The organism is Undibacterium sp. FT79W, assembly GCF_014284215.1.
Classification (GTDB): domain Bacteria; phylum Pseudomonadota; class Gammaproteobacteria; order Burkholderiales; family Burkholderiaceae_D; genus Undibacterium; species Undibacterium aquatile.
Map to the genome: position 1 here is coordinate 430353 of NZ_JACOGB010000002.1, position 25744 is coordinate 456096.

Consider the following 25744-nt stretch of genomic DNA (forward strand, 5'->3'; position numbering starts at 1 on the left):
GCGCCCGTTTTTTCCATCGTTCAATGCAGATTAAAACTCTTCCCAATCATCTTCTTTCGCTTGCTTACTGACTTTTTGCGAATTAGAAGCTGCCGGAATTGCAGCAACTTTGGTAACTTTTGCGACTGGAGCAGATGCCGGTGCAGGCTTCACAACTGGACGGGATGCGGCCGGAGCAGCAGACCTGTGCGGCGTACCTGCCGTATTTTCCTGCAGTTTAAAAATACCTACGGCCTGATTCAGATTATTTGCCTGATCACGCATACTGCCTGCAGCGGCAGCGGCCTCTTCAACCAGCGCCGCATTTTGCTGAGTCGCCTCGTCCATTTTTGTAATTGCCTGATTTACCTGTTGAATACCATCGCGTTGCTCTGCGCTGGCCGCAGTAATTTCAGCCATAATATCGGCAACACTTTGAATAGAAGATACGATTTCATCCATCGTCTTACCGGCATCATCCACCAGGCGTGTGCCTGCTTCAACCTTATCAACCGAATCTGCAATCAGTGTTTTAATTTCTTTCGCAGCACCAGCGGAACGTTGTGCCAGATTACGCACCTCGGTTGCCACCACCGCGAAACCTCTCCCCTGTTCGCCGGCACGAGCCGCTTCCACTGCAGCATTCAGCGCCAGAATATTGGTCTGGAAGGCAATACCATCAATAACACCAATAATATCGACAATTTTTTTCGAGCTATCTTTGATCGATGACATCGTATGCACAACGTCACCCACAACTTGTCCGCCACGGGTCGCCACCTGCGAGGCAGCGACTGCCAAAGTGTTCGCCTGACGCGCATTGTCAGCATTCTGCTGCACCGTGGATGTCAGCTCTTCCATTGACGATGCTGTTTCCTCCAAGCTCGCGGCCTGTTGCTCGGTGCGGGAAGATAAATCCATATTGCCAGTAGCGATTTCATCCGCAGACAAGGCAATCGAGCTACTACCCTGACGCACTACAGTCACCGTCTGAATCAGGCTTTGACGCATATTTTCCAAGCCAGCTAACAACTGCCCCATTTCATCTTTCGAATCAGGCTTAATCTGATGTGACAAATCGCCATTACCAATAGCATCAAACTGTTTGAGGGTAAAACGTAAAGGATGAGAAATTGCACGCAGCAACAGATACGCCGAAATGAATACACCAACCAGACCAGCCATTACGCCAAGTACGTCAACCCAAACAAATATCGTGAACTCTTTTTCACTCTGCGCCAGCAGTGACGAGGATGAATTGAACTGATACACAGCCAGCTTGCCAACATCATCCGAATACGCTGTAAACAATTTTGGTACGTTTGCAACGTTCAGCTTATCAGCCTCTTCTGTGTTACCTGCTTTCAATGCCGCCAGCAAAGGCAGATAAGCATTTTTGAGAAACTGCTCGCGCGTCGAAGCTGCCGTATCGGCAATTTTTTTCTCTTCGGCATCTTGCGGCAAACTCTGATATTTGTTCCACGCTTCATCAGATTTCTTTAAGAACTCTTCGGCACGCGCTACTGTGGCGGCGAGCGTAGCACTATCAGGATGAGCAATCGCCCGATCCACGACAACCCGCGATCTTAACAAATGGTCTCTTGCCTCACTCAATGCCTGAACCGAAGGGAGCTGATTCGTAAATAACTCCTTGATTACGGTATTACTATTATGCACACCATAGATACCCATCAATCCACCTATGGTCAGCATAATTGCCATCACTCCCATAGTACCAATGAGCCGCAATCGAATCGTTAAATTGAACATTATTTAATTTCCTTTTTTATGCCCGAATAGGTTCAAAGAAGAATACAAAAATTGAGAGGAAATGTGTTGATTGAAGACAACATTTTCTTTTGTCGGTAATCGAAGTATAAAGTCCTTATCGCAGTTTAGCGACTGACTTTTTTTAAAAAAGACAAAAAAAATCCCCGACGAATCGGGGACTTTTACAACAAGGCTTATAAAGCCATTTAACGTCTGAATTACAGAGGTTGAATGTTAGAAGCTTGTTTGCCTTTAGGGCCTGTCGTTACTTCGAAAGAAACGCGTTGGTTTTCTTTCAAAGATTTGAAGCCGGAGGATACGATTGCAGAGAAGTGAGCAAACAAATCTTCACCACCTTCGTCTGGAGTAATGAAACCAAAACCTTTAGAATCATTGAACCATTTAACAATACCTGTTGCCATTACTATTTCCTATTTCAGTTAATGTGGGCATGTGCCCGGTAAATCGTTTCAACCAAGTAAGAAATGACAGACTGATACTGCACTACCACTTTGAATCTCAACGACTATCTGATTATACGCACAATTTTTGAGAGAAAGTAAAATAAAAATGTGATTAACGAGAATTATCCTCATTTTTGGTCTTTTTTCGCCACTATGAGGTACACGCCACAGCCTTTTCGTACACAGCAACGGCAAAAAACTAAAACATCATCACGGCGCAGAAAAATAACGGGCGAGTCCGGAAAGAGTCAATGATCAAAATGGTCACAATACCATTTATTTCGCATCAAAAGCTGAAGCGCATGCACTCAGTCTTCCCGAACATGGCAGCGAAAAACGGAAACGACTGGCCTCTTTGCAATCTTACCAATCGCTGCAATAATGCTTTTCCATTTTTTTAATCAAAAGTGCCGTCAACATGAGACAAAAGAAACCTATAACAATCCAAAGCAACGGCCATTATCAATATTATCAACGCTTGTTTTCTGCATCGTTTTTTTTAATTTGCTTATGCACAGCGTCCGTCAATGCCCATGCGACGCCATGGTTACGTTGCGTGGTGGGCTACGCCGGTAGCACACAACTCATCGAAACAGGAGTAACCAACGATCCCTACTCCGTTGAGTCGGTCGATATCAATGGACGTTTTAAATTTAAAGCAGTGATGAACGGTAGCGCCAGCGCCATCAATTACATCAAGCTATATGCGTTTTTCCAAACAAGGTCTGCCGACGTTCCGATTCATCAGGCAACTTACTACCCGCCATTTCAGTTAAGTAAACAAGAAACGCCATTCACGCCGAAGAATTCTATTTATGCAGGTGATGTCGAACGCGAATTGCAATATCAATGCACGCTGGAAGATAAACAACCATGATATTCCGCCTCTCCACTGTAAAAAAAATCCTCGCGGCATCCCTTACACTGACCGTCCTGCTGCAACAAGCGCATGCGAACGAGAAAAATAATAGTGTCAGTATTCTCTTTGCGGGCGATATCGTTCTTGATGGCATACCGGGAAAAATGATCGCCGAGGGGAAGGATCCGCTGGCACCATTTTCCGACATATTCAAAACAACGGACATCAGGGTTGCCAACCTTGAGTGTGTCGTTGCTACATCTGGTCGGGCGGCAGATAAGAATTTCACCTTCCGTGCAGCACCAAAAACACTCGCTACCTTGCGCCGGCATTTTGATGCGGTCTCGATTGCCAATAATCATTCCGGCGATTTTGGCCGCGAAGCGTTCGCCGAGATGCTCAACCATCTGAATCAATATCAAGTGAAATACTTCGGTGGCGGACGTCACCTGCACGAAGCACACACACCTTTACTGATAGAAAAAAATGGCCTGAAAATTGCACTTCTGGGATACAACGAATTCATGCCGCGCAGCTTTGAAGCGACTGCCAGCGAAGCCGGTGTTGCCTGGAGCGAAGATGAACAGGTGGTTGCAGACATACGGAAAGCGCGCACCGAATCCGGCGCCGATCTGGTTATCCCATTTATGCACTGGGGCTGGGAAAATGACAAGCATTCGACTGCGCGTCAACAGCAACTGGCCCATCTGATGATCGATGCAGGCGCTGACGCTGTTATCGGCGGACATCCACACGTTATTCAGGAAGCCGAACAATACAAAGGCAAACCAATTATTTACAGCCTTGGCAATTTCGTCATCGATGAATTAGACAATGAGCCACAGACTCGCGGCTGGATAACCAGGCTGGAGTTCAACAAATCCGGTATCAAGGCGTGGGATACGCGGCTGGCAAAAATCAATCCGGACGGCGTCCCCATTCCGGCACCAGAAGCTACAACACCTTGCTGGCAGCAGGGAGATGCGAGCATCAAACTTTGCAGCAATGCCAAAACCGATTTCATCTCCACTACAAAACCTTAACGGCACCAGGAGCATCAAGAGTGACATCACTTTCGGCGAGGGCAACGCATGGAAGTATCCATCCTTCTGATTTTTCGTCTGCGCTCAAACCCGGCCACTCTATCCGATAAGAAACGGAACCTTGCAGCAGCTTACACATACAGGTCCGACAGGTTCCGTTTCGACATGAATTAGGCAAACGCACCCCGGACAACAAGGCAGCCTCCAGCAAGCTGTCGCCAGGTCCGGCAGCACATTGCCAGCCTGATGGTTGCACTTTGATTTGCCTGCTTTTGACTTCATCCATATTCACCTCGTTCGCCACAACATAAAAAAAGCCGCAGCATCAATAACGATCTGCGGCTCTGTCTGGCAAAACGAACTTGCCCGCTGGGTCTTAGACGACGGTTTGCAAACGCATAGCCACACCCATATCGCCCGCCACTTTCAGTTTACCCATCATAAAGCCATTCATAGGATTTAACTGTCCGGTCAGCAATGCGGCTAAATCAGCCAATGCAATCGTGATCGTGCAGGAGGCTTCTTTGTTTTCATTGGAGACAGTGTTTGGGGATGCGACTGCATCAACGAAAACGACGCCATCGGCACCGCAATCGAATTTCAAAGTAGCGTTCAGTCCACTGTTATCACCAACTTTAGAACGTATCGTTTCTGTGCAAGCTTGCAAATCCATGTCTGCTCCTTTTATTGAAATGACCCGCAATGTAGCATAGGAAAGAATCGGGAAACAATGGAGGATCAATACTAGAATAGCAGCCTGTCACTTAAGGATGCAACTAAGCAACCAGTAGTGCTCATTTCTGTAAATTCGAATATCCCGAACAGTCGGTGCAAATTTTTTCCGCAACGCACTGTCAGTCGGAAAATTTTTTACTATCTCAACCCGGCTACCGTCTTCCTGCGTGCGGAGTTGATAGGTATTCCCCTCAGCATCAGTACGCGCAATCGGCGTACTGCTACCCTCTACGTAAATATTGTCTATCAATACCAGCAAACTACCCTTACCTGCCCCCCGACTCAACTTTGCCATTAAATCAGTCTGCTGTTCGCGCTTGATGTGCGACCATAAAAAACCAGCAAAACACGCAGTGTATGCACCTGTTTTGGCTTCTGGCAAATCGAACACATCCGCAATACCGAAATGAACTTTATCGGAAGGGTAACTCTTGGTCTGCGCAATATCCAGCATCCCCTGATTCACGTCGGTCGCATATACAGACTCAGCAGATGGGGCATATTTTTCTGTCCAGTAACCGGTACCGCAAGCCGCTTCGATTACTTTATGGTTTTTCAATAGGTCAGCAATGCGTTGCTGCATATCCAGCAAATCCTGCTGACGTTCAGGATGCTGGTAAATCTGCTCAAGAGTGTTGGCGCGCTGAGCATAATAATCACGCATGGTGTTTTCAATCATACTTATTTCTAATCTAGTCAATTTTTTTAACAACTCATCCCGCTTCACGGACTTCACTTCAGACCATCCGGGGACAGAAAATCTCGGTGCGAGAATCACAAATCGTAATTATCTTTATTGCCTTGCAAAACGCTATCGACCATCTTGCGTGTCAGAGTCGGATTCAGCAATTCAATAAAGGTGTAAATATAGCTGCGCAAATAAGCGCCCTGCTTGATCGCGACCCGGGATACATTCATACCAAACAAATGACCAACCGGGATTGCCCGCAGATGCTTATCACGCTCGGCATCAAAAGCCATACCGGCAATAATACCGATGCCCATACCTAATTCAACATAGGTCTTAATCACATCGGCATCGATCGCCTCCAGCAATACATCGGGTTTTAAATCCCGCAGCTGAAATGCGTGATCAATTTTGCTGCGTCCCGCGAAAGCCGAGTCATAAGTCACCAGCGGATAGTGTGCTATCTCTTCCAGCGTCACATTCTTTAGTTTTAACAAAGGATGTTCGGGCGGCACGATTACCACGTGCTCCCACTGATAGCAAGGCAAAGAGATTAAGCCATCAAAACCAGAGATAGACTCTGTTGCAATGACGAGATCGGCCTGATCGCGCATGACCATCTCAGCAATCTGCTTGGGATTGCCCTGCAACAAAGACAAACGCACCTTTGGATACTTTTGCATAAACGCCTGCACCACCTTGGGTAAGGCATAACGTGCCTGAGTATGCGTTGTGGCGATGGTAAAGCTGCCGCTATCCTGCGCTGCGTATTCCTTGCCTATGCGCTTGAGACCATCGATCTCTTGCATGATCAGTTCTACCGATTTCAACACCGCCCGACCGGGCTCAGTCAAACCACGTATCCGCTTGCCATGGCGGGTAAATATATCAACCCCCAACTCTTCTTCCAACTCGATAATTGCCTTTGAAACACCTGGTTGCGAAGTAAATAAAGCTTTCGCCGCCTCAGTCAGATTAAAATTCTGCCTGACGGCTTCTCGTACAAAACGTAATTGATGTAAGTTCATGGGGAGCGCTAAATAGTTGGCTTATGCTTTTAAATTTAAAAAAGCTAAGTTGATATACTTCCAGCAGTATATAGAGACCAAGACAAGAATTCCATGCTCAATCGACTTTCATTTTGTTGGAAACTGCTTTTTATCAGTTTACTTTCGTGGGCAAACCTCATTTTAAGTATGCATGATGCACGCGCAGAAAGCACTACCGTGCAGCATCTGCAAACCAAAGCACCTAAAATATGCCTGGTATTATCCGGTGGCGGTGCCCGTGGTTTTGCGCATATCGGCGTGTTAAAACAACTGGAAGTAATGCATATTCCCATAGACTGCATTGCAGGAACCAGCATGGGTGCGGTTGTCGGCGGTCTGTATGCGGCAGGCCTGCCTGCCACAGAAATAGAAAAAAGACTGGCAAGCCTGAAACTCAATGATATCGCGCTCGACCGGGTTGATCGCCGCCTTCTGCCACAGTCCGTCCGAGAAGAAGACGAGCAATATCCACTGGGCGCCACCCTGGGACTGAGTGCGAACGGTGTCAAGTTGCCTGCAGGTGTTGTGCAAGCCAGTCAGTTTCAGGAGCTGTTGCAAAACTGGACCGCCCACCTGCCACCCGATATCAACTTTGATAACCTGCCAATTCCATTCAGAGCTGTTGCAACTGATCTCGAAACCGGAAAAATGATCGTCTTCAACAAAGGCTCATTGCACAAAGCGGTGCGCGCCAGCATGGCTGCGCCCGGCGTTTTTGCACCGATAGAAATAGACGGGAAATTATTATCCGACGGTGGCCTGGTTCGCAACCTGCCAGTTGATATTGCGCGAGATATGGGTGCAGATATCATCATTGCGGTGAATATCGGCACGCCATTAATGCCAAGAGATCAGCTACAAACTTTGTTCAATGTCAGCCAGCAGATGGTGAATATCCTGACCGAACAAAACGTCAACGTGCAAAAAGGCCTGCTCCGCCCGGAAGACGTTCTGATTGAACCTCAGTTGGGTAATATCGGCTTCATGGATTTTGACCGTTCAAAAGAAGCCACGGCCATCGGTGAGAAAGCAACACAGAATATCGCCGCCAAACTTGTCGCATTACAGTTGCCAGATCATCTGCATACAGCTACCCAGCAACTGCGTCTGAATCCGCAACTTCCCCCGCTGCGCATAGGATTTGTTGACATCGAAACCAACGGTGCGATCCCTGAGAGCGACATCCGGCGTCAGTTATCGATTAAAGTCGGCACAATGTACGACGCTGAAGAAATCAATCGCAAACTCGCCATCCTGAATAATGCGCGTGAATTTGACAGTATCAACCACGAACTCGTTCAGCGTGGTGACGAATATGGCATACGCATCAACGCAACGGGACGGAACTGGGGGCCACACTTCCTGCGTTTCGGCCTGAGCCTCTCCAGCGGTTTTGAAGGCGCAGGCGGATACAGACTGCAAGTAGGCCATCGTCGCCCTTGGCTGACAGCAAGTGGTCTTGAATGGCGAAATGATATCGAATTCGGCAATATGATCAACTTGCGCACAGAATTGCGTCAGCCTCTTTTTGAACGTGAGGGCATGTATGTCTCACCCTATCTTGCCTACAACGAAAATACGCTGAACTACTATAAAGACAATGTCAGACTCGCAGAATACACTTTGCGATCGGAAAAGGCTGGCGTTGATCTCGCCTTCCGTATCGGCGAACAAAGCGTTCTGGGCGAAGCCCGGGTCGGCGTGAATTTTAATAGTTACAGCGTTCGTCCTAAGCTCGGCGGCTTACTTATCAATAATCTGGATGGTAGTCAGACAAATGGCAGCCTGCCCAGCGCCGACTTGCAGCAGGTAGGCATCAAAACCAGCGTCATCATCGATCAGCTCAGCGACCCCAGTTTTCCACGTGAAGGCTACAAATTCGACAGTAGCCTGTTTGTTGGCTTAAACAGCCCGAAGAAAACATATCAGGAACTGAACCTGAATGCGATATGGGCCAAGAGCGTCAACAACCATAGCGTCAATCTGAAACTCAGCGCAGCGGGTTTATTTCAGAACGATGCGCAAATCCGGGGAATAGGTTCTATGCTCGGCGGTTTTCAAAAGCTATCCGCATATCAGCCTGACCAGTTCAGCGGCAACTACATGCTGTATGGGAGCGCCACTTATTTATTACGTGCTGTGAATTTTGAAATGGCGGGACAAAGCCTGTTCCTCGGCACATCATTAGAAGCTGGCAATACCTGGAACACCAGCAAAGAAATAACAGCTGCCTCTTTACGTAAAAGCATGAGTCTGTTTGCCGGATTTAACAGCTTTATCGGCCCTATCTACCTTGGCTTTGCTTTCGGGCAGAATGGCGCAAGAAATATTTTCTTTCAGCTGGGCAGGCAATAATGAAAAACAGCGATGCTATACGGCATCGCTGTTTTTTTTATTCGAGAAAGTGTATTAAAACAGATGGCGCAAGTTTACTGACCACGCAGTTCTTACTCAAGAAACAAGCGGTATATCAGACTCCGTCCGCCTCAACAACACTTTGATCAATCGCACCAAAAATTGATTTTCCATTCTTATCCAGCATTTCGATTTTAATGCTGTCGCCATATTGCATGAATGGCGTCAGGGGCTCACCGGTTGCGATCATCTCCAGTGCACGTTTTTCAGCGATACAGCTATATCCCTTTGCCGCATCCTTATTCGATACAGTTCCCGAACCGACGATGGAACCGGCTCGCACATTCCGTGTTTTACACAAATGGGTAATCAATTGCGGGAAAGAAAACACCATATCCACGCCTGCATTAGGCTGCCCGACAAGATTGCCGTTCCAGCTGGATCTCAGCGGCAGATGGACTTTCCCATCCTTCCATGCGTCACCCAATTCATCAGGCGTTACCGCTACCGGAGAAAAACTGGTCGCGGGCTTAGACTGCAAAAAACCGAATCCTTTTGCCAGTTCAGCCGGAATCAGATTCCGCAGCGAGACGTCGTTCACCAGCATCAGTAAGCGTATCGCTTCACCTGCATGCTGCACTTTCACGCCCATTGGTACGTCGCCAGTGATGACCGCGATTTCACTTTCAAAATCAATTCCCCATTCCGCTGAGCGCGTAACGATGTCATCGCAAGGCCCTATAAAATCATCACTGCCGCCCTGATACATCAAAGGATCATGCCAAAAACTATCCGGCATTTCAGCATTTCGGGCTTTGCGCACCAGCTCAACGTGATTCACATACGATGAACCATCCGCCCATTGAAAAGCGCGTGGCAACGGAGCCATGCAATTCTGCGGCTCAAACTCAAAACTATTCACCGCTCTGCCAGCGTTTAATCTGTCATACAACTCACCGAGTTGGGGAGCAATGAAATTCCAATCGTCCAGCGCACGCTGCAGTGTTGGCGCAATACCGTCCGCGATGCAGGCTGTTTTTAAATCCCTGGCCACGACCACTAATTGCCCGTCACGCGATCCATCTTTAAGAGTAGCAAGCTTCATCAACATTCCTGAGGTAATTCGGTTAAGCCTGATTTTACCTGAAGAAGTTTCAGAGAAATAAGTCAGCACGGTGATGACAATAAATTACTCGGAACAAAGTCAAGTGCTGACATAAAATAGCGGGCAGACTCGCCAGTTGAAACATCAATTACTACTGAAAGCGCTGGCACATACTATTTTTCAGGACATCATCACATGTTACGTCGTTCAATCTCTTTAACAGTGCTCGCTCTCAGCATCAGCTGCCTGGGTAGCGAAATATCTTTAACGTACGCACAGGATCTGCCATCTTCGGCAACAGCGCCAACGCGCGCCAAGCATTCCGTCACGGCAGCAAAAAAACTGGCGGCACTGGCAGAGCGTTATTACGAAATCCAGGCTAAATTTGAACCGATAGCCGCGACCTATAACGGCGACAGCCGCTATGACGACAAATTGCCTCAGACATTAAATCCGGCAATCAAGGCAAAACAAATAGCCCAGTTAAGCCAGATATCAAAAGCACTGTCGGCTATCCGGCGCAATGCGCTGAGCACACCTGACCAGGTCACTTATGATTGCCTGCAATTTGAAATCGCAGCCGCAATTCGCATGTCGAAATTTGACGACAGGCTCATGCCAGTAAATCAAATGGACAACGTGCCGCTGACGCTGGCACATTTCGCCAGTGGACAAAGTGCGCAATTGTTGAAGACTGTTCCCCAATACGACAACTATCTGAACCGGATCCGGCAGTTGCCAGAATGGTTGCAACAGGCGAGCACCAATATGCGCGAAGGAATGCGTCGTAAGATCGTGCTGCCAAAAACGCTGGTAATTTCGATGTTGCCTCAGTTCGCGCAACTGGTAACAGATCAGGCAACGGAACATCCATACTATCTTCCGGTTAAAAATTTTCCGGGTGAATTTACAGAGGCAGACAAACTGCGTCTGAGTAAAGACTATCAATCCGCGATACAAGAACAAGTATTACCAGCACTACGCCGCTTTAATCAATTCCTGAAAGACGAGTATCTACCTGCAAGCCGTGACAGCACAGGGTGGAGTGCATTGCCGGGTGGCGCACAGTGGTATCAGGCATGGGTTGAAGATCAGACGACAACGCGCCTGACACCAGAACAAATTCATGCGACCGGCCTTAAAGAAGTCGCCCGCATCCAGCGCGAATACGCAATACTTGGGCCAAAACTCGGTTATCAGGGCAAACCTGAATCCCTGCCTGAATGGATGGAAGCGCAAACAAGCTACCGCCCATTCAAAACCGAAAAAGAAGTGCTCGACGCTTATATTGCGATTGATGGCATTGTCAGACAAAAGCTGCCGGAATTCTTTGAGAAAACGCCAAAAGCAGCATTGGAAATTCGCCCTGAACCAGAAATCAGCCGCGCAACAGCATCCGATCACTACACAGCGCCGGCCATTGATGGCTCTCGGCCCGGCGTATTCTGGGCGGTTATCAATAAGCCTGAGGATTACGCCACCACAGGAATGAAAACCTTATTCCTGCACGAAGGGCAACCGGGACATCATTTTCATCTGGCGACCTTACAAGAGTTAGATGTACCAAAATTCCGTAAGGTCGGTGGTAATAATGCCTACACAGAAGGCTGGGCGCTTTATGCAGAGACCCTGGGGCGTGAAATGGGTTTGTTTGAAAATGACCCTGCGGCCTATTACGGTCACCTGAGTGATGAAATGCTGCGCGCGACCAGACTGGTTGTCGATACCGGCATGCACGCCAAAGGCTGGACCCGCGAACAGGGAATCCAATATTTGCAACAGACACTGGGATACAGTGAGGCCGTTTCACGCCAATGCATAGAACGCTATATGGCGTGGCCAGGTCAGGCATTAGGATATAAGATAGGTTCACTCAAAATCATGGAGTTACGCCAGAAAGCTCAGGCGGCACTAGGCGATCGTTTTGATTTGCGACGTTTCCACAATGTCGTACTGAGCGACGGCACGCTGCCACTGTCCTTGCTTGAAACAAAGGTATTGAAGTGGATCAATGATCAGAAGCAAATGAAATAAACGAAGAAACATTTACGTATTTTTACAGAAGCTTGATTGACCTTCAGTGTCAAGTCGAGCAGAATGAGGCAATGATATTCATTGCCTCATAACTTCATTGTTAAAATTAACACTTACAATGTAATGAATGGTATTTGGGGCTGAGCCACAGCAACGGTGACAGAAGCAGTAAATCGAGTTTTCTTTCTCCGGTGGTGTAGCAGGCAAACGCAAACCGGAAACATCAGCGACGTTTAACCAACATGACCTCTGCGATGAACAGATCCACAGCGCTTAAATACATTGTTGAACAAGCCAACAACGGCGACCTGGTATTCCCTACGAATATCGCGGCTTCCGTAAAAATTCAACAAGCGATCAAAGACCCCGAATGTTCAGCAGATCTTGCTGCCAGGCTGGTACTGAATGAGCCGCTGCTGGCGGCACGCGTGGTGGCAACGGCAAACTCTGCAGCGTATAGCAGGGGCAATGTCGTCAACAACGTGAAAGCAGCGATCAACCGTGTTGGGTTTGCCACCCTGAACGCAATAGTGGCGTCGATCGTGGTCCGGCAGTTAGCCGGAAGCAGCAAAGACAGACGTATTCAGGGCATGGTCAGCACGTTGTGGGAACACTCGGCGCAAGTTGCCGCCCTGTCGCGGGTCATTGCACGCAAAATCACGAAAGTTGATCCAGAGACAGCGATGTTCGCTGGCATCGTGCATGAAGTCGGTAATTTCTATCTGTTATCACGTGCCGAAGAATTCCCATCTTTACTCGAAATCGAATACCCCATCATAGAAACAAGCGAAAAATCGGTGTCTGAAGATCCGCTGGATGAGGACGAAGGTGATTCAAGCGAAGCGATTATTGGTCGTGCTGTCATCCAGACTCTGCAACTACCGCCAACCGTAGTCGAAGCGCTGGAGGCGCTGTGGTTTGGCTTGCGCGCGATGCCGCCAGAAACGCTGGGCGATACCATCTTACTGGCGAATGAGCTGGCCAGAACAAAATCACCTTTTGACTACAATTCTTATGCGGAAGCAGAACAATTCGCATCTGAAATCGATTTTGTTGTCGGCGACGGCACGCTCAACAGCATACTGGAAGAGTCTGACGAAGAAGTCAGCAGCCTGACATCGGCCTTGCTGGTGTAAAACAACAACAGTAAAAAAAGAGGTGGATATCGGTCTATGCATATCCACCTCTTTTTATGCTGAGAACATCTGACTACACCTTCTGACCAACCACATCCTTGATTTGCGCTAATGAATGCGGATCTTCGATGGTTGTCAGGTCACCCGCATCCCTGCCCTCGCAAATCGCCTGTATCGAACGACGCAGTAATTTACCCGAACGGGTTTTAGGCAACATCCCGACAAAATACACACGGGATGGTCTGGCAACCGCACCAAGTTGCTTATCTACAACAGCCATTACTTCCGCTTCCAATGCATGCTTTTGCTCTGGCGTCGTCGCGGCATCAGGATGCTTCAGTGTCGCGAAGGCGACAGCAACCTGCCCTTTGAGTTTATCTTCAATACCGACCACAGCAACTTCAGAAATCTGCGGATGACTGGAAATACTCTCTTCGATTTCTCGTGTACCAAGACGATGACCAGCGACATTAATCACATCATCAGTACGTCCGAGAATGAAGTAATAACCATCTTCGTCTTTAATGCCCCAGTCAAAGGTCGAATACAACTGCTCATGCGCAAAATTTGCCCAATAGGTACTGACGAAACGCTGGTCATCGCCATACACCGTTTGCATACAACCCGGCGGCAAAGGCCCGCGAATCGCGACGACGCCTTTTTCATTCGGGCCGCATTCAGCGCCCGTCATTTCATTAATGATCTGAACGTTGTAACCATACATCGCGACACCGGGGCTACCCAACCGTGTCGGCGTATTTTCAATGGCGCGGGCAACCGACAAAATCGGCCAGCCAGTTTCTGTCTGCCAGTAATTATCGATAATCGGGACGCCTAGCTCGGTCGCAATCCAGCTTGAAGTCGTTTCATCCAGCGGTTCACCCGCCAGATACAAAGCCTTCAACGAAGATAAATCATATTTCTTCATCAGTTCAGGCGGATGTTTTTTCAGCACACGAATCGCTGTCGGTGCAGAAAACATGCGCGTGACTTTGTATTTTTCAACGATGCTCCACCAGATACCTGCATCAGGACGAATCGGTGTGCCCTCGTACATAATCGTCGCCATGCCTGCGATCAGCGGGCCATAGACGATGTAAGAATGTCCGACTACCCAGCCGATATCGGATGTCGCAAAGTAGGTTTCACCGGCATTGCCGCAATAGATATGCTTCATCGACGCAGCCAGCGCCACCGCATAACCACCGACATCGCGCTGCACGCCTTTCGGTTTGCCAGTCGTTCCCGATGTATACAGCACATACGACATCTCGTTTGATTCCAGCCAAGTTACTGGCACCGGTGTCTGCATATGTTGTGCACGCAATGCCGCGTAATCGACATCGCGTCCCGCAACCAGCGTCATTGCATCAAGACCGCGATTCACAATCAACACATGTGCAGGCTTATGTTCGGCTAACTCAATCGCATCATTCAACAACGGCTTATATGGAACAGCCTTACCGCCACGCATACCGGCATCTGCCGATACAACCAGTACCGGCTTGGCATCGTCAATACGGGTTGCCAGACTTTTTGAAGCAAAGCCACCAAACACCACTGAATGTACGGCACCGATGCGGGCACAGGCCAGCATCGCAAACGCGGCCTCGGCAATCATCGGCATATAAATCAGAACACGGTCACCGCGCTGCACGCCCAGTGACAACATAATGGCCGCCATACGTTGCACTTCCTGATGCAACTCAGCAAAGCTATACACTTTCTCCGTGTTGGTTTCGGTAGAAATCGCAATCAGTGCCGCTTTATCCGGCTGCGTTGCAACCCAGCGATCAACCGCGTTATAGCAAAGATTCGTTTCACCGCCGACAAACCATTTGGCAAATGGCGGCTGGCTGTGATCAAGCACCTGCTGGTAAGGTTTGTGCCAGTCGATCAATTTGGCCTGATCATCCCAGAATGATTCTGGATTTTGTATCGATTGCTGATAAAACGCTGCGTAAGACATACTCTCTCCTGTTTTTTATTGTGCTGCATTCCGGGTCAGCGAAATGCGAATGAACCTGTAAGTTTTATGTAAGCGACCAAGAAAAAACGCGACCGTTTAACGGGTCGCGTCTGATTGTTCTGCGTTGTTTCTGTGTTTGATATGCGATGCGAATGTGAGCATTTGCAGGATCTTTCCAGCGTACCTGCCAGCAATGGTTGATAAGACCTCATGCAGGAAGAAACCAACCGCAACACCGCACGACGACACTCTTTCAACAAGAGAGCCGTCGTCATGACGAAGCGGATTGTGCGGTCAGTTGACATATGATGATGTGTAAAATCAGAACGTATCGCCAGGAATACGAACCCAGCCTTCCATCAGCACGCGGGCACTACGGCTCATGATGGCTTTTTTGACTGTCCATTCACCATTCACCTGCGTTGCTTCCGCACCGACCCGCAAGGTGCCGGACGGATGACCAAAACGCACCGCAGTGCGTTCACCACCACCGGCAGCCAAATTCACCAGAGTGCCGGGAATCGCCGCTGCTGTGCCGATCGCAACCGCTGCTGTCCCCATCATCGCGTGGTGCAACTTGCCCATAGACAAAGCGCGCACCAGCAGATCAATCTCTGCTGCATTGACTTGCTTACCACTCGACGACACATACGACTGCGGCTGAGCAACGAAAGCTACCTTAGGCGTATGCTGGCGTTGAGCCGCTTCATCAATATGCTTGATCAAGCCCATGCGGACTGCACCGTAAGCGCGGATAGTCTCGAACTTAGCGAGTGCCGCAGGGTCACTGTTAATTGCATCCTGCAATTCGGTACCGGTATAACCTATCGCTTCGGCGTTCACAAATATCGTCGGAATACCGGCATTGATCATCGTCGCTTTCAACGTACCGATACCGGGCACGTCCAGATCATCGACCAGATTCCCAGTCGGGAACATGGAACCGCCAGCGCCTTCTTCATCTGCAGCCGGATCCATGAATTCGAGCTGCACTTCAGCGGCAGGAAAAGTTACGCCGTCGAGTTCAAAATCACCGGTTTCCTGCACTTCGCCATTCGTGATCGGCACATGGGCGATGATAGTTTTGCTGATATTCGCTTGCCAGATGCGTACTACGGCAACGCCGTTTTGCGGAACACGACTCGCATCCACCAGACCGGCGCTGATCGCGAATGAACCGACCGCTGCTGACAGATTGCCGCAATTGCCGCTCCAGTCAACAAAAGCCTTATCTATCGACACCTGACCGAACAGGTAATCGACATCGTGATCAGCACTCGTGCTTTTCGACAGAATCACGGTCTTGCTGGTGCTGGATGTCGCACCGCCCATGCCGTCGATTTGTTTGCCGTAAGGATCGGGGCTACCGATCACGCGCAACAGAATCGCGTCACGCGCCGCACCGGGCACTTGCGCCTCTGGCGGCAAATCCTGCAAACGGAAAAACACGCCTTTGCTGGTGCCACCACGGATATACGTCGCGGGGATTTTAATTTGGGCTGGATGATTCATCATTTCCTTCTGTACTTGGTTTTAGGCTCCCCCTCCCGCTTGCGGGAGAAGGGCTTATTTCATCAATTACACTTTCTTCGTCGATTCCAAAAAGTCTTGCGCAAAGCGCTGTAACACGCCACCGGCCTCATAAATAGAGACTTCTTCTGCGGTATCCAAACGGCAAGTGACAGGTACTTCGACGCGTTCACCGTTTTTACGATGAATGATCAGCGTCAGCGTGGCGCGTGGTGTGCGTTGACCCACGACATCAAAGGTTTCGCTGCCGTCGATATTCAGCGTCAGGCGGTTCACGCCCGGTTTGAATTCGAGAGGCAATACGCCCATACCGACCAGATTCGTACGATGGATACGTTCGAAACCTTCAGCCACAATCGCTTCCACACCCGCCAGACGCACACCTTTAGCGGCCCAGTCACGTGATGAACCCTGACCATAATCCGCGCCAGCGATAATGATCAATGGCTGTTTACGTTCCATATAGGTTTCAATCGCTTCCCACATGCGGGTCACTTTGCCCTCTGGTTCTATGCGAGCCAGCGAACCTGCTTTCACTTTGCCATCGACCTGTACCATTTCATTCTTCAATGTCGGATTCGCAAAGGTCGCGCGCTGCGCTGTCAGATGATCGCCGCGATGGGTTGCGTAGGAATTAAAATCTTCTTCCGGCAAGCCCATTTTTGCGAGGTAAACACCCGCCGCACTGTCGAGCATGATCGCATTCGATGGTGACAAATGATCGGTGGTGATGTTGTCGCCCAATACCGCCAAAGGACGCATGCCCGTCATCGTACGTGGAGCAGCGAGTGCACCTTCCCAGTATGGTGGACGGCGGATATACGTCGTTTGTGGACGCCAGTCGTACAGCGGGCTGACTTTCTCACCGTTGTCGGCCTGAATCGCAAACATAGGCTCGTACACCTGACGGAACATTTCAGGCTTGACGCTGGATTTCACAATCGCATCAATTTCTTCATCGGTAGGCCAGATGTCTTTCAGACGGATTTCTTTGCCATCAACGACGGTCAAAACATCCTTCTCGATATCAAAGCGTATCGTACCGGCAATCGCATACGCAACGACCAACGGTGGCGAAGCGAGGAATGCTTGTTTTGCATACGGATGGATACGTCCGTCGAAATTACGATTACCGGATAACACCGCTGTCGCGTATAAATCGCGATCAATAATTTCTTGCTGGATCACAGGATCAAGCGCGCCGGACATGCCGTTGCAAGACGTGCAGGCATAGGCAACCACGCCGAAGCCCAGCTTTTCCAGATCATCCATCAAACCAGCTTCTTCCAGATACAACGTAACGGCTTTGGAGCCTGGTGCCAGTGATGATTTCACCCACGGTTTGCGGGTCAGCCCGAGTCGGTTAGCGTTACGTGCCAGCAGTGCTGCGGCAATCACATTACGCGGATTGCTGGTGTTGGTGCAGCTGGTAATGGCGGCAATAATCACAGCGCCATCCGGCATTTGCCCAGGTACATCATCCCATTTTGCAGCGATGCCTTTAGCGGCCAGATCACTGGTTGCAACACGTGCATGTGGATTCGATGGACCAGCCATATTGCGCACGACGCTGGACAAATCGAATGTCAATACACGTTCGTACTCGGCATTGATCAGACTGTCTGCCCACAGACCGGCGGCTTTCGCATAAGTCTCGACCAGTTTGACCTGTTCATCGCTACGACCAGTCAGTTTCAGATAATCGATGGTTTGCTGATCGATCGCGAACATCGCCGCTGTCGCACCGTATTCCGGTGCCATATTCGAAATCGTCGCACGGTCACCAAGCGTCAACGCAGCAGCGCCCGCGCCGTAAAACTCAAGGTAGGCACCCACCACTTTTTGCTTACGCAGGAATTCAGTCAATGCCAGCACTACGTCAGTCGCAGTGATGCCCGGTTGCGGACGACCGGAGAGTTCCACGCCGATGATGTCCGGCAGACGCATCCACGATGCGCGGCCCAGCATGACGTTTTCTGCTTCCAGACCGCCGACACCGATCGCGATCACACCCAGCGCATCGACGTGTGGCGTATGACTGTCGGTACCAACCAGCGTATCAGGAAACGCCACGCCATCTTTCGCATGAATCACGGGCGACATGCGTTCCAGATTGATCTGGTGCATGATGCCGTTACCCGGTGGGATCACATCGACATTTTTGAAGGCTTTTTTGGTCCAGTTAATGAAGTCAAACCGGTCTTCATTACGACGATCTTCAATCGCACGGTTTTTGGCGAACGCGTCAGGATCAAAACCACCGCATTCCACTGCCAGCGAGTGATCGACAATCAGTTGCACCGGCACGACCGGATTGACTTGCGCCGGATCACCGCCCTGCTCTGCAATCGCATCACGCAAACCCGCCAGATCGACCAGCGCAGTCTGCCCCAGAATATCGTGACAGACCACACGTGCCGGAAACCACGGAAAATCGAGCTCGCGTTTGCCTTCGATGAACTGTTTCAGAGAATCAGTCAGGGTCGCTGGATCGCAACGACGCACCAGATTTTCAGCCAGTACGCGAGATGTGTATGGCAGCTTGTCATAGGCGCCGGGTTGAATCGCATCGACTGCCGCACGGGCGTCGAAAAAATCCAGTTGGGTGCCGGGGAGTGGTTTGCGGTTTGCAGTGTTCATGGTTTATTCAGGAATAATAGATGTTCCGGGAGCGAAACGCGTGGCAATCTCTTACTGCGTCTTTGCCCTCTTTTCTGCGCTGACGCTGCTTACACATGAGTAAACAGCGTCAGCGCCTCAGACAAATGACAGATTATTTGCGGCTCTTGATCGGCACAAATTTCAAGTCCTCAGGACCGACATAATTTGCGCTAGGACGAATGATCTTGTTATCGATACGCTGTTCTATGATGTGTGCCGCCCAGCCGGATGTGCGGGCGATCACGAACAATGGTGTGAACATCGCTGTTGGCACACCCATCATGTGATACGACACAGCAGAGAACCAGTCCAGATTCGGGAACATTTTTTTGATGTCCCACATCACTGTTTCCAGACGTTCAGCGATATCGTACATCTTCATAGCGCCCGCATCTTTCGACAGATTGCGCGCGACTTCTTTGATCACTTTGTTACGTGGATCAGAGATCGTGTAGACAGGGTGACCAAAGCCGATCACGACTTCTTTATTTTCAACGCGTTTTTTGATGTCGGCTTCTGCTTCATCCGGATTGTCGTAGCGTTTCTGAATTTCAAACGCGACTTCATTCGCGCCGCCATGCTTAGGACCGCGCAATGCGCCGATTGCGCCGGTGATCGCAGAATACATATCGGAACCCGTACCGGCGATGACACGACCGGTAAATGTCGATGCATTGAATTCATGTTCTGCATACAGAATCAGTGATGTATGCATCGCTTTTTCCCACAGCTTGCTTGGTTTTTGGCCATGCAACAAGTGCAGGAAATGGCCGCCGATCGATTCGTCGTCGGTTTCAGTTTCTATGCGTTTGCCATTGTGGCTGTAGTGGTACCAGTACAGCAGCATGGAACCCAGCGACGCCATCAGGCGATCAGCGATATCGCGTGCGCCCGGTGTGTTGTGGTCATCTTTTTCTGGCAAAACGCAACCCAGTGCGGAAACACCGGTACGCATCACGTCCATAGGATGCGACGATGCTGGCAGCCACTCAAGCGCTGCTTTGACATTCGCAGGCAAGCCGCGCAATGCTTTCAGTTTCGCTTTGTAGGCATGCAGTTCGGCGACCGTCGGCAATTTGCCGTGCACCAGCAAATGGGCGATTTCTTCAAACTCGCAGGCATCGGCCACATCGAGAATATCGTAACCACGGTAATGCAGGTCGTTACCGGTTTTACCCACGGTACACAAAGCGGTATTACCCGCAGTCACGCCAGACAAGGCAACGGATTTCTTTGGTTTGAAAGGAACTGCTTCGGTCATGGTGTTCTCCTGAGATAATTAGATACTCCCCCCAGTATTTTTTAACGCCCAATGAATCTGCTGAGAATAAGGCGATTATTTAAAAAAACAGGGGGAGTATGTGTTTTTATACGTATTTAAAATGAATGGAATCCGGTAAAAAAATAAGGAATTATTTGTTCTTTTGCTGCGCAAACAAGGCATCCAGTTTTTGCTCGAAATCGTGATAGTTGATGCGTTCGTACAATTCCATCCGCGTCTGCATGGTATCGACCACGTTCTTTTGCGAGCCATCGCGACGAATCGCGGTGTACACATTCTCAGCCGCTTTGTTCATCGCGCGGAATGCAGACAATGGATACAACACCAGACCGACATCCACTGCGGCCAGTTCTTCGACGGTATACAACGGTGTCGCACCGAACTCGGTGATGTTTGCCAGGATAGGTACTTTGACCGCGTTAGCGAATTGTTTGTACATCGCCAGTTCAGTGATCGCTTCCGGGAAAATCATGTCGGCACCCGCTTCAACGCAAGCCTGAGCGCGATCAATCGCGGCTTCCAGACCTTCGACAGCGAGCGCATCGGTACGCGCCATGATCACGAAATTTTCATCGGTACGCGCATCGACTGCCGCTTTGATGCGGTCAACCATTTCCTGCTTGGTGACGATTTCTTTATTCGGACGATGGCCGCAACGCTTGGCGCCGACCTGATCTTCAATATGCATCGCCGCAGCGCCGAATTTGATCATCGATTTCACGGTACGCGCCACGTTGAACGCAGATGAACCAAAACCGGTATCCACATCGACCAGCAACGGCAGATCGCACACATCGGTAATGCGGCGCACATCGGTCAGCACGTCGTCCAGATTGGAAATACCCAGATCAGGCAAACCCAGAGAACCGGCAGCAACACCGCCACCAGAGAGATAAATAGCCTTGAAGCCAGCGCGTTTGGCCAGCAAAGCGTGGTTCGCGTTGATCGCGCCGACCACTTGTAACGGGGATTCTTCTTGCATCGCCTTACGGAAGGCGGCACCTGCGGAGTAGTTGCTCATATCGTTGATGTCTTTCAGGTTAATGAAGTTGCCAGCGTCTATTGCAATCAACATGCCAGCACCAGCCGGCATCGCAACAGCTTAGACCGGGAATGTTAAAAATCAAGGACTTAAACAGCGCAGATTAAGAATAATCAATTGCACATCCAGTATGAAATGTTTCATAATAATGTTTCATAAAACGAAAAATGAAACACGTTTTTCAGGATTGAAACAAATATGAAACAACCGCCATTGCCGTCGCGCGAAACACAAGACAAACCCGTGATCTGGACGGTATCGATTTCCCGCCTATTCGATATGTTCCGCGACATCATGGTGGAATACGATGCGAATGCCGATATCGTTCCGCTCAATATGGGTTTTGAGGAAGCGGTACAGCACATCCGTGAACGCCTGCAAACCGAGCGCTGCGACGCGGTCGTTGCCGCCGGTTCGAATGCCGCGTATCTGAAAAGCCGCCTGCCAATTCCGGTCGTCACCGCCAAGGCCAGCGGCTTTGACGTCATGCAGGCACTGGCGCGGGCCCGCAAGGTGTCGAAGGAAATTGGTCTGATCACCTATCAGGAAACCATGCCCGAACTGGCTGATTTTAAAAATACTTTTGGCTTCAAAATAGAACAACGCACCTACGTCACCGAAGAAGACGCCAGAGCACAAATCAGCGAACTCAAGGCCAGCGGCATTCAGGCGATCGTCGGTGCCGGGCTGATTACCGATCTGGCCGTCGAGGCGGGTCTGACAGGCATTTTTATGTACTCCGCCACCTCAATTCGTCAGGCATTTGATGACGCGCTCGAAATTGCCCGGCTGACACGCCTGGAATCACAACGTGGTCGCCATCATCCGGCCGCAGACGCATTGCGTACCAAGCACGGGATTAATGACCTGCGCGGTGAGTCAGCAATCATGGAAAATACCCGCCGCGCGATTACCTTATTTGCGCGTTCCCCCGCCACGGTGTTACTGCAGGGCGAAACCGGCACCGGTAAAGAACTGGCGGCGCAGGCCATTCACAGCGAGGGCCCACGGGCGCGGCAGCCTTTTGTTGCTGTCAATTGCGGTGCGATTGCGGAATCGCTGCTGGAATCGGAATTATTCGGTTATGACGAAGGCGCGTTCACCGGTGCACGCCGTGGCGGCCATGCGGGCTTATTCGAAGCCGCCAATCGCGGCACCTTATTTCTGGATGAAATCGGCGAAATGCCGCTGAACCTGCAAACCCGTCTGCTGCGCGTTCTGGAAGAGCGCGAAATCGTCAGGGTCGGCGGCGTGCGCCCGGTAGCGGTTGATGTGCGCATCATCAGCGCCACGCATTGCGATCTGGAAGCCAGAATCAGAGAAGGAAAATTCCGCTCAGACCTGTTTTACCGGCTTGCGGTGTTGCGTCTGCAATTGCCACCGCTGCGCGAGCGACACGCCGACATCATGCCTCTGGCCGAATGGAGTCTGAAACATGCACTGGCGGCGATGGGCGCCCGCCCTCATCCGAATCTGCATGCGGAAATCAGCAGTTGCACCGACTTATTTGAAACTTACCCATGGCCCGGCAACGTCAGAGAAATGCGCAACATGATGGAAAGGCTGGCACTATTTCTCGCCGCAGAGCCATTGCAGGCGCTGAGTCCGGCGTTTGTCAGCAAAATCTTGCCGGAATTATCAGACAGAATCACGACGAACGAAACGACAAAAGCCATCCATCTGCCCTCTGGCCAAAATGACCAGTTACCAGGTATGCGGGCTGCCAACCAGGAAACACTGGAAGAAATCATGCAGCGTTTCGGTTATCAGCGGGACGCCGTTGCCGCCCATCTTGGCATCAGCAGGACAACGCTTTGGCGAAAATTAAAGCAACTACAAATTAACGACAAATCAGGCGATGAAAATCATCAGTCTGTAAGGTAAAATGAGCCCCAATTTCCGATATCCTCCTCACTGCCGAATTGCAACGGTGAAATATGAAAAAATTACTTATTGTTGATGATAGTAAAGTCTCGCGCATGGTTATCCGCGCCCACGTGAAAGCAGTTCAGCCTGACTGGGAATTTATCGAAGCAGCCTCAGGCGAGGAAGCAATCAAAATGGTAGAGCAACACGCGCCGGATTTCTGTACCATGGACATCAATATGCCAGGCATGCTGGGAACCGATGCAGCAGAACAGATATTGCAAGCCCATCCACACATGCGTATCGCCATTTTCTCAGCAAACGTGCAAGACACCATGCAAACACGGGCGCATGCACTCGGCGCTATTTTTGTAGCAAAACCAGTCACAGAAAAATCTATTGCGATCGTTGTCCATCACTTCATGAGCGAATAATGAACACTCTGAGCGAACTTCATCTCGACGCATTAAGCGAAGTCTTCAATGTCGGCGCCGGCAGAGCAGCGGCCAGCCTGTCTGAAATCGTTGGTGACGAAGTTCTGCTGTCTGTTCCTTCGGTAGAAATCCGCAAATCTTCTGATCTGGATTTATCTGCCATCTCGCTCGACAGCAATCGTTTTGGCACTGTGCACCAGACCTTCAGTGGCACATTTCAGGCTGAAGCCTTGTTGTTATTCACAGAAGAACATGCGCTCGAAATCGTGCGCGATATGATGGGCTCGCAGATCAGTCTGGAAGACCTTGCCGAATTTGAGCAGGAAGCAATGTGCGAACTCGGCAACATCATCCTGAATGCCTGCCTGTCTGCCATGGCGGATATGCTCAACATCCCGCTCGACTGCTCACTGCCTGACTATACCGTCGCCACCACCGAAGAAATATTCCGGCGTGTCAGTGATGACGAAAAACAGCCTTACGTCTTACTGTTGCACATTGATCTGGCGATCGAAAAACGCCGTTCCGAGGGCCACTTGATCTTTTTGTTAAGTTCAACTTCCCTTGAAAGTCTGATCATTCAGATAGAACGATATCTGGGAGAAATTTGATGTCGGATGTATTACCGCTGTCGCCTTCAGCAACAGTGGAAATTTTAAAGACCATCAATTTGGGTTTGATCGTCGTTAATGCAAAACAACACGTTGTGCTCTGGAATGGCTGGGTTGAAAAACACAGCGGCATCAGTGCCGACGAAGCGCAAGGACTGCATATCAATGCGGCGTTTGAAGATGCGCCGACACGTGCTTTTCTAACGGCACTCGGCAACACGCTGAATTACGGCTTACCGGTCGTGTTATCAAACGCCCTGCACCGTTTCCCGCTGGCCTTGTTCGAGCAAGCCGATGAAGCCGGAGAGAAAAAGCGTCTGCATCAGTCCATCACTCTGACACCGCTCAGCGTCGAAGGTGAGCGCTGGTGTCTGGTACAGATTTCTGATTCCAGTGCATCGATCAAACGCGAAAAAATTCTGCGTACCCATTCTGAGATACTCAAAAAAGAAGCCACTACCGACAGCCTGACCGGCATCTACAACCGTCGTTTTTTTGACGAACATTACAAAATCGCGCTGGCAAATGCGATTCGTCAGAACAACCCGCTGGCCGTCTTCATGATCGATATTGATTTCTTTAAAGATTACAACGATCACTATGGTCATGTCGCAGGTGATAAAGCCCTGGTACAGGTCGCAACCGGACTCAAAAGCCAGTTGGTCAGAGCCAGTGATGCGATTGCGCGCTTTGGCGGTGAAGAATTTATCGTCATCATGCCGGACATGAGCAAAGAAGGAGCCATACAGTTTGCCGAAAAAATCAGAGCCGCCGTGGCCAATCTGGCGATCCGGCATGAGAAATCGCCGATCAGCGAGCACGTCAGTATCAGTATCGGTTACAGCTGCTATTGCAATGCAGATGGCAGCGATCCCGCGCTGTTACTGAAAACAGCCGATGCTGCTCTGTATGCCGCTAAAAACAATGGCCGGAACAAAGCAATTTTTCTGAAACTGCCGCAGTTACCCCAAACGGCTGATGTTACGAAACAAGCGCAGAGCAAAAACAGTGCGGCATAAGATTCTTCAGTCCGGCAGTAAGCATCATCAAGTCATCAAAAAGCTAAACGAGCACTAAATAAGCAACCAGCGGCAAGCGCAATGACAGCACGGCTGTCATCCTTACCATCCTC

21 protein-coding genes are annotated in these 25744 nt (G+C 49.9%); 9 read left to right on the top strand and 12 right to left on the bottom strand.

Annotation, left to right across the window (positions count from 1 at the left end; translation table 11 throughout):
- Positions 1-30 precede the first annotated feature (30 nt).
- Together H8K38_RS05130 and H8K38_RS05135 are read right to left on the bottom strand one after the other, a co-directional pair.
- A complete protein-coding gene (locus H8K38_RS05130) occupies positions 31-1749 on the bottom strand; it encodes a methyl-accepting chemotaxis protein (protein ID WP_186883710.1) in 1719 nt (572 codons plus the stop codon).
- Positions 1750-1967: 218 nt separating this feature from the next.
- Complete coding sequence (locus H8K38_RS05135; protein WP_162021796.1) at positions 1968-2171, bottom strand: cold-shock protein; 204 nt, start codon at positions 2169-2171, stop codon at positions 1968-1970.
- 460 nt (positions 2172-2631) lie between these two features.
- Between H8K38_RS05135 and H8K38_RS05140 the strand changes: the two genes are divergently transcribed.
- A complete protein-coding gene (locus H8K38_RS05140; protein ID WP_223826895.1) occupies positions 2632-3090 on the top strand; it encodes a hypothetical protein in 459 nt (152 codons plus the stop codon).
- Positions 3087-4115, top strand: coding sequence for a CapA family protein (locus H8K38_RS05145; protein ID WP_186883711.1), 1029 nt, complete (start codon positions 3087-3089; stop codon positions 4113-4115). Before H8K38_RS05140 ends, H8K38_RS05145 begins: the two co-directional genes overlap by 4 nt.
- Here the strand turns inward: H8K38_RS05145 and H8K38_RS05150 are convergent.
- From H8K38_RS05150 to H8K38_RS05165, 4 genes are all read right to left on the bottom strand, one after another.
- Positions 4102-4401: a 2Fe-2S iron-sulfur cluster-binding protein gene (locus tag H8K38_RS05150; protein ID WP_186883712.1), complete on the bottom strand. Its 300-nt coding sequence runs from the start codon at positions 4399-4401 to the stop codon at positions 4102-4104. The two genes, H8K38_RS05145 and H8K38_RS05150, sit on opposite strands and share 14 nt — an antisense overlap.
- A 90-nt stretch (positions 4402-4491) precedes the next feature.
- Entirely contained in the window at positions 4492-4788 is a 297-nt protein-coding gene (locus H8K38_RS05155; RefSeq protein ID WP_186883713.1) for an SCP2 sterol-binding domain-containing protein, read from the bottom strand.
- Between the two features lie 87 nt (positions 4789-4875).
- A complete protein-coding gene (locus tag H8K38_RS05160) occupies positions 4876-5529 on the bottom strand; it encodes a class I SAM-dependent methyltransferase (protein WP_186883714.1) in 654 nt (217 codons plus the stop codon).
- Between the two features lie 95 nt (positions 5530-5624).
- Entirely contained in the window at positions 5625-6566 is a 942-nt protein-coding gene (locus H8K38_RS05165) for a CysB family HTH-type transcriptional regulator (protein WP_186883715.1), read from the bottom strand.
- A 168-nt stretch (positions 6567-6734) separates the two neighbouring features.
- On the opposite strand from H8K38_RS05165, the gene H8K38_RS05170 reads away from it, so the two are divergent.
- A complete protein-coding gene (locus H8K38_RS05170) occupies positions 6735-8942 on the top strand; it encodes a patatin-like phospholipase family protein (protein WP_186883716.1) in 2208 nt (735 codons plus the stop codon).
- A 115-nt stretch (positions 8943-9057) separates the two neighbouring features.
- On the opposite strand, the gene H8K38_RS05175 is transcribed toward H8K38_RS05170, so the two are convergent.
- Positions 9058-10047 carry a fumarylacetoacetate hydrolase family protein gene (locus H8K38_RS05175; RefSeq protein WP_186883717.1) on the bottom strand — a complete coding sequence of 330 codons (990 nt, stop codon included), beginning with the start codon at positions 10045-10047 and terminating at the stop codon, positions 9058-9060.
- 195 nt (positions 10048-10242) lie between these two features.
- On the opposite strand from H8K38_RS05175, the gene H8K38_RS05180 reads away from it, so the two are divergent.
- Both H8K38_RS05180 and H8K38_RS05185 read left to right on the top strand, forming a co-directional pair.
- The gene (locus H8K38_RS05180; protein ID WP_186883718.1) at positions 10243-12081 is read left to right on the top strand and encodes a DUF885 family protein; all 1839 of its coding nucleotides are present in this window, start codon (positions 10243-10245) and stop codon (positions 12079-12081) included.
- A gap of 254 nt (positions 12082-12335) precedes the next feature.
- A complete protein-coding gene (locus H8K38_RS05185; RefSeq protein ID WP_186883719.1) occupies positions 12336-13217 on the top strand; it encodes an HDOD domain-containing protein in 882 nt (293 codons plus the stop codon).
- Between the two features lie 73 nt (positions 13218-13290).
- On the opposite strand, the gene H8K38_RS05190 is transcribed toward H8K38_RS05185, so the two are convergent.
- The 5 genes from H8K38_RS05190 to prpB all read right to left on the bottom strand — a co-directional run bounded on the left by H8K38_RS05190 (position 13291) and on the right by prpB (position 21680).
- Entirely contained in the window at positions 13291-15186 is a 1896-nt protein-coding gene (locus H8K38_RS05190) for a propionate--CoA ligase (RefSeq protein ID WP_186883720.1), read from the bottom strand.
- Between the two features lie 321 nt (positions 15187-15507).
- On the bottom strand, positions 15508-16698 hold the full coding sequence (prpF, locus tag H8K38_RS05195; RefSeq protein WP_186883721.1) for a 2-methylaconitate cis-trans isomerase PrpF: 1191 nt from the start codon (positions 16696-16698) through the stop codon (positions 15508-15510).
- 66 nt (positions 16699-16764) lie between these two features.
- Positions 16765-19356 (bottom strand): Fe/S-dependent 2-methylisocitrate dehydratase AcnD, encoded by a 2592-nt coding sequence (gene acnD / locus H8K38_RS05200; RefSeq protein WP_186883722.1) that lies wholly within the window; start codon positions 19354-19356, stop codon positions 16765-16767.
- 133 nt (positions 19357-19489) lie between these two features.
- Complete coding sequence (prpC, locus tag H8K38_RS05205; RefSeq protein WP_186883723.1) at positions 19490-20638, bottom strand: 2-methylcitrate synthase; 1149 nt, start codon at positions 20636-20638, stop codon at positions 19490-19492.
- Between the two features lie 151 nt (positions 20639-20789).
- Positions 20790-21680, bottom strand: coding sequence for a methylisocitrate lyase (gene prpB / locus H8K38_RS05210; protein WP_186883795.1), 891 nt, complete (start codon positions 21678-21680; stop codon positions 20790-20792).
- 219 nt (positions 21681-21899) lie between these two features.
- On the opposite strand from prpB, the gene prpR reads away from it, so the two are divergent.
- From prpR to H8K38_RS05230, 4 genes are read left to right on the top strand one after another with little or no spacing between them, the layout of a single operon-like run.
- Positions 21900-23585 (top strand): propionate catabolism operon regulatory protein PrpR, encoded by a 1686-nt coding sequence (gene prpR / locus H8K38_RS05215; protein WP_186883724.1) that lies wholly within the window; start codon positions 21900-21902, stop codon positions 23583-23585.
- 53 nt (positions 23586-23638) lie between these two features.
- Positions 23639-24001, top strand: coding sequence for a response regulator transcription factor (locus H8K38_RS05220; RefSeq protein ID WP_186883725.1), 363 nt, complete (start codon positions 23639-23641; stop codon positions 23999-24001).
- Positions 24001-24612 carry a chemotaxis protein CheC gene (locus H8K38_RS05225; protein WP_186883726.1) on the top strand — a complete coding sequence of 204 codons (612 nt, stop codon included), beginning with the start codon at positions 24001-24003 and terminating at the stop codon, positions 24610-24612. Before H8K38_RS05220 ends, H8K38_RS05225 begins: the two co-directional genes overlap by 1 nt.
- On the top strand, positions 24612-25631 hold the full coding sequence (locus H8K38_RS05230; protein ID WP_186883727.1) for a GGDEF domain-containing protein: 1020 nt from the start codon (positions 24612-24614) through the stop codon (positions 25629-25631). The genes H8K38_RS05225 and H8K38_RS05230 overlap by 1 nt, the downstream gene beginning before the upstream one ends.
- The last annotated feature ends 113 nt before the right edge of the window (positions 25632-25744 follow it).

Bases quoted from the DNA above. Each gene is read 5' to 3' on its own strand.
- H8K38_RS05160 (WP_186883714.1), bottom strand. From the start codon at position 5,529: ATGATTGAAAACACCATGCGTGATTATTATGCTCAGCGCGCCAACACT.
- prpC (WP_186883723.1), bottom strand. From the start codon at position 20,638: ATGACCGAAGCAGTTCCTTTCAAACCAAAGAAATCCGTTGCCTTGTCT.
- H8K38_RS05170 (WP_186883716.1), top strand. From the start codon at position 6,735: ATGCATGATGCACGCGCAGAAAGCACTACCGTGCAGCATCTGCAAACC.
- H8K38_RS05220 (WP_186883725.1), top strand. From the start codon at position 23,639: ATGAAAAAATTACTTATTGTTGATGATAGTAAAGTCTCGCGCATGGTT.
- H8K38_RS05135 (WP_162021796.1), bottom strand. From the start codon at position 2,171: ATGGCAACAGGTATTGTTAAATGGTTCAATGATTCTAAAGGTTTTGGT.
- H8K38_RS05175 (WP_186883717.1), bottom strand. From the start codon at position 10,047: ATGAAGCTTGCTACTCTTAAAGATGGATCGCGTGACGGGCAATTAGTG.
- H8K38_RS05190 (WP_186883720.1), bottom strand. From the start codon at position 15,186: ATGTCTTACGCAGCGTTTTATCAGCAATCGATACAAAATCCAGAATCA.
- prpB (WP_186883795.1), bottom strand. From the start codon at position 21,680: ATGAGCAACTACTCCGCAGGTGCCGCCTTCCGTAAGGCGATGCAAGAA.
- H8K38_RS05130 (WP_186883710.1), bottom strand. From the start codon at position 1,749: ATGTTCAATTTAACGATTCGATTGCGGCTCATTGGTACTATGGGAGTG.
- prpR (WP_186883724.1), top strand. From the start codon at position 21,900: ATGAAACAACCGCCATTGCCGTCGCGCGAAACACAAGACAAACCCGTG.
- H8K38_RS05145 (WP_186883711.1), top strand. From the start codon at position 3,087: ATGATATTCCGCCTCTCCACTGTAAAAAAAATCCTCGCGGCATCCCTT.
- H8K38_RS05185 (WP_186883719.1), top strand. From the start codon at position 12,336: ATGAACAGATCCACAGCGCTTAAATACATTGTTGAACAAGCCAACAAC.
- H8K38_RS05180 (WP_186883718.1), top strand. From the start codon at position 10,243: ATGTTACGTCGTTCAATCTCTTTAACAGTGCTCGCTCTCAGCATCAGC.
- H8K38_RS05230 (WP_186883727.1), top strand. From the start codon at position 24,612: ATGTCGGATGTATTACCGCTGTCGCCTTCAGCAACAGTGGAAATTTTA.
- prpF (WP_186883721.1), bottom strand. From the start codon at position 16,698: ATGAATCATCCAGCCCAAATTAAAATCCCCGCGACGTATATCCGTGGT.
- H8K38_RS05155 (WP_186883713.1), bottom strand. From the start codon at position 4,788: ATGGATTTGCAAGCTTGCACAGAAACGATACGTTCTAAAGTTGGTGAT.
- H8K38_RS05140 (WP_223826895.1), top strand. From the start codon at position 2,632: ATGAGACAAAAGAAACCTATAACAATCCAAAGCAACGGCCATTATCAA.
- H8K38_RS05150 (WP_186883712.1), bottom strand. From the start codon at position 4,401: ATGGATGAAGTCAAAAGCAGGCAAATCAAAGTGCAACCATCAGGCTGG.
- acnD (WP_186883722.1), bottom strand. From the start codon at position 19,356: ATGAACACTGCAAACCGCAAACCACTCCCCGGCACCCAACTGGATTTT.
- H8K38_RS05165 (WP_186883715.1), bottom strand. From the start codon at position 6,566: ATGAACTTACATCAATTACGTTTTGTACGAGAAGCCGTCAGGCAGAAT.
- H8K38_RS05225 (WP_186883726.1), top strand. From the start codon at position 24,001: ATGAACACTCTGAGCGAACTTCATCTCGACGCATTAAGCGAAGTCTTC.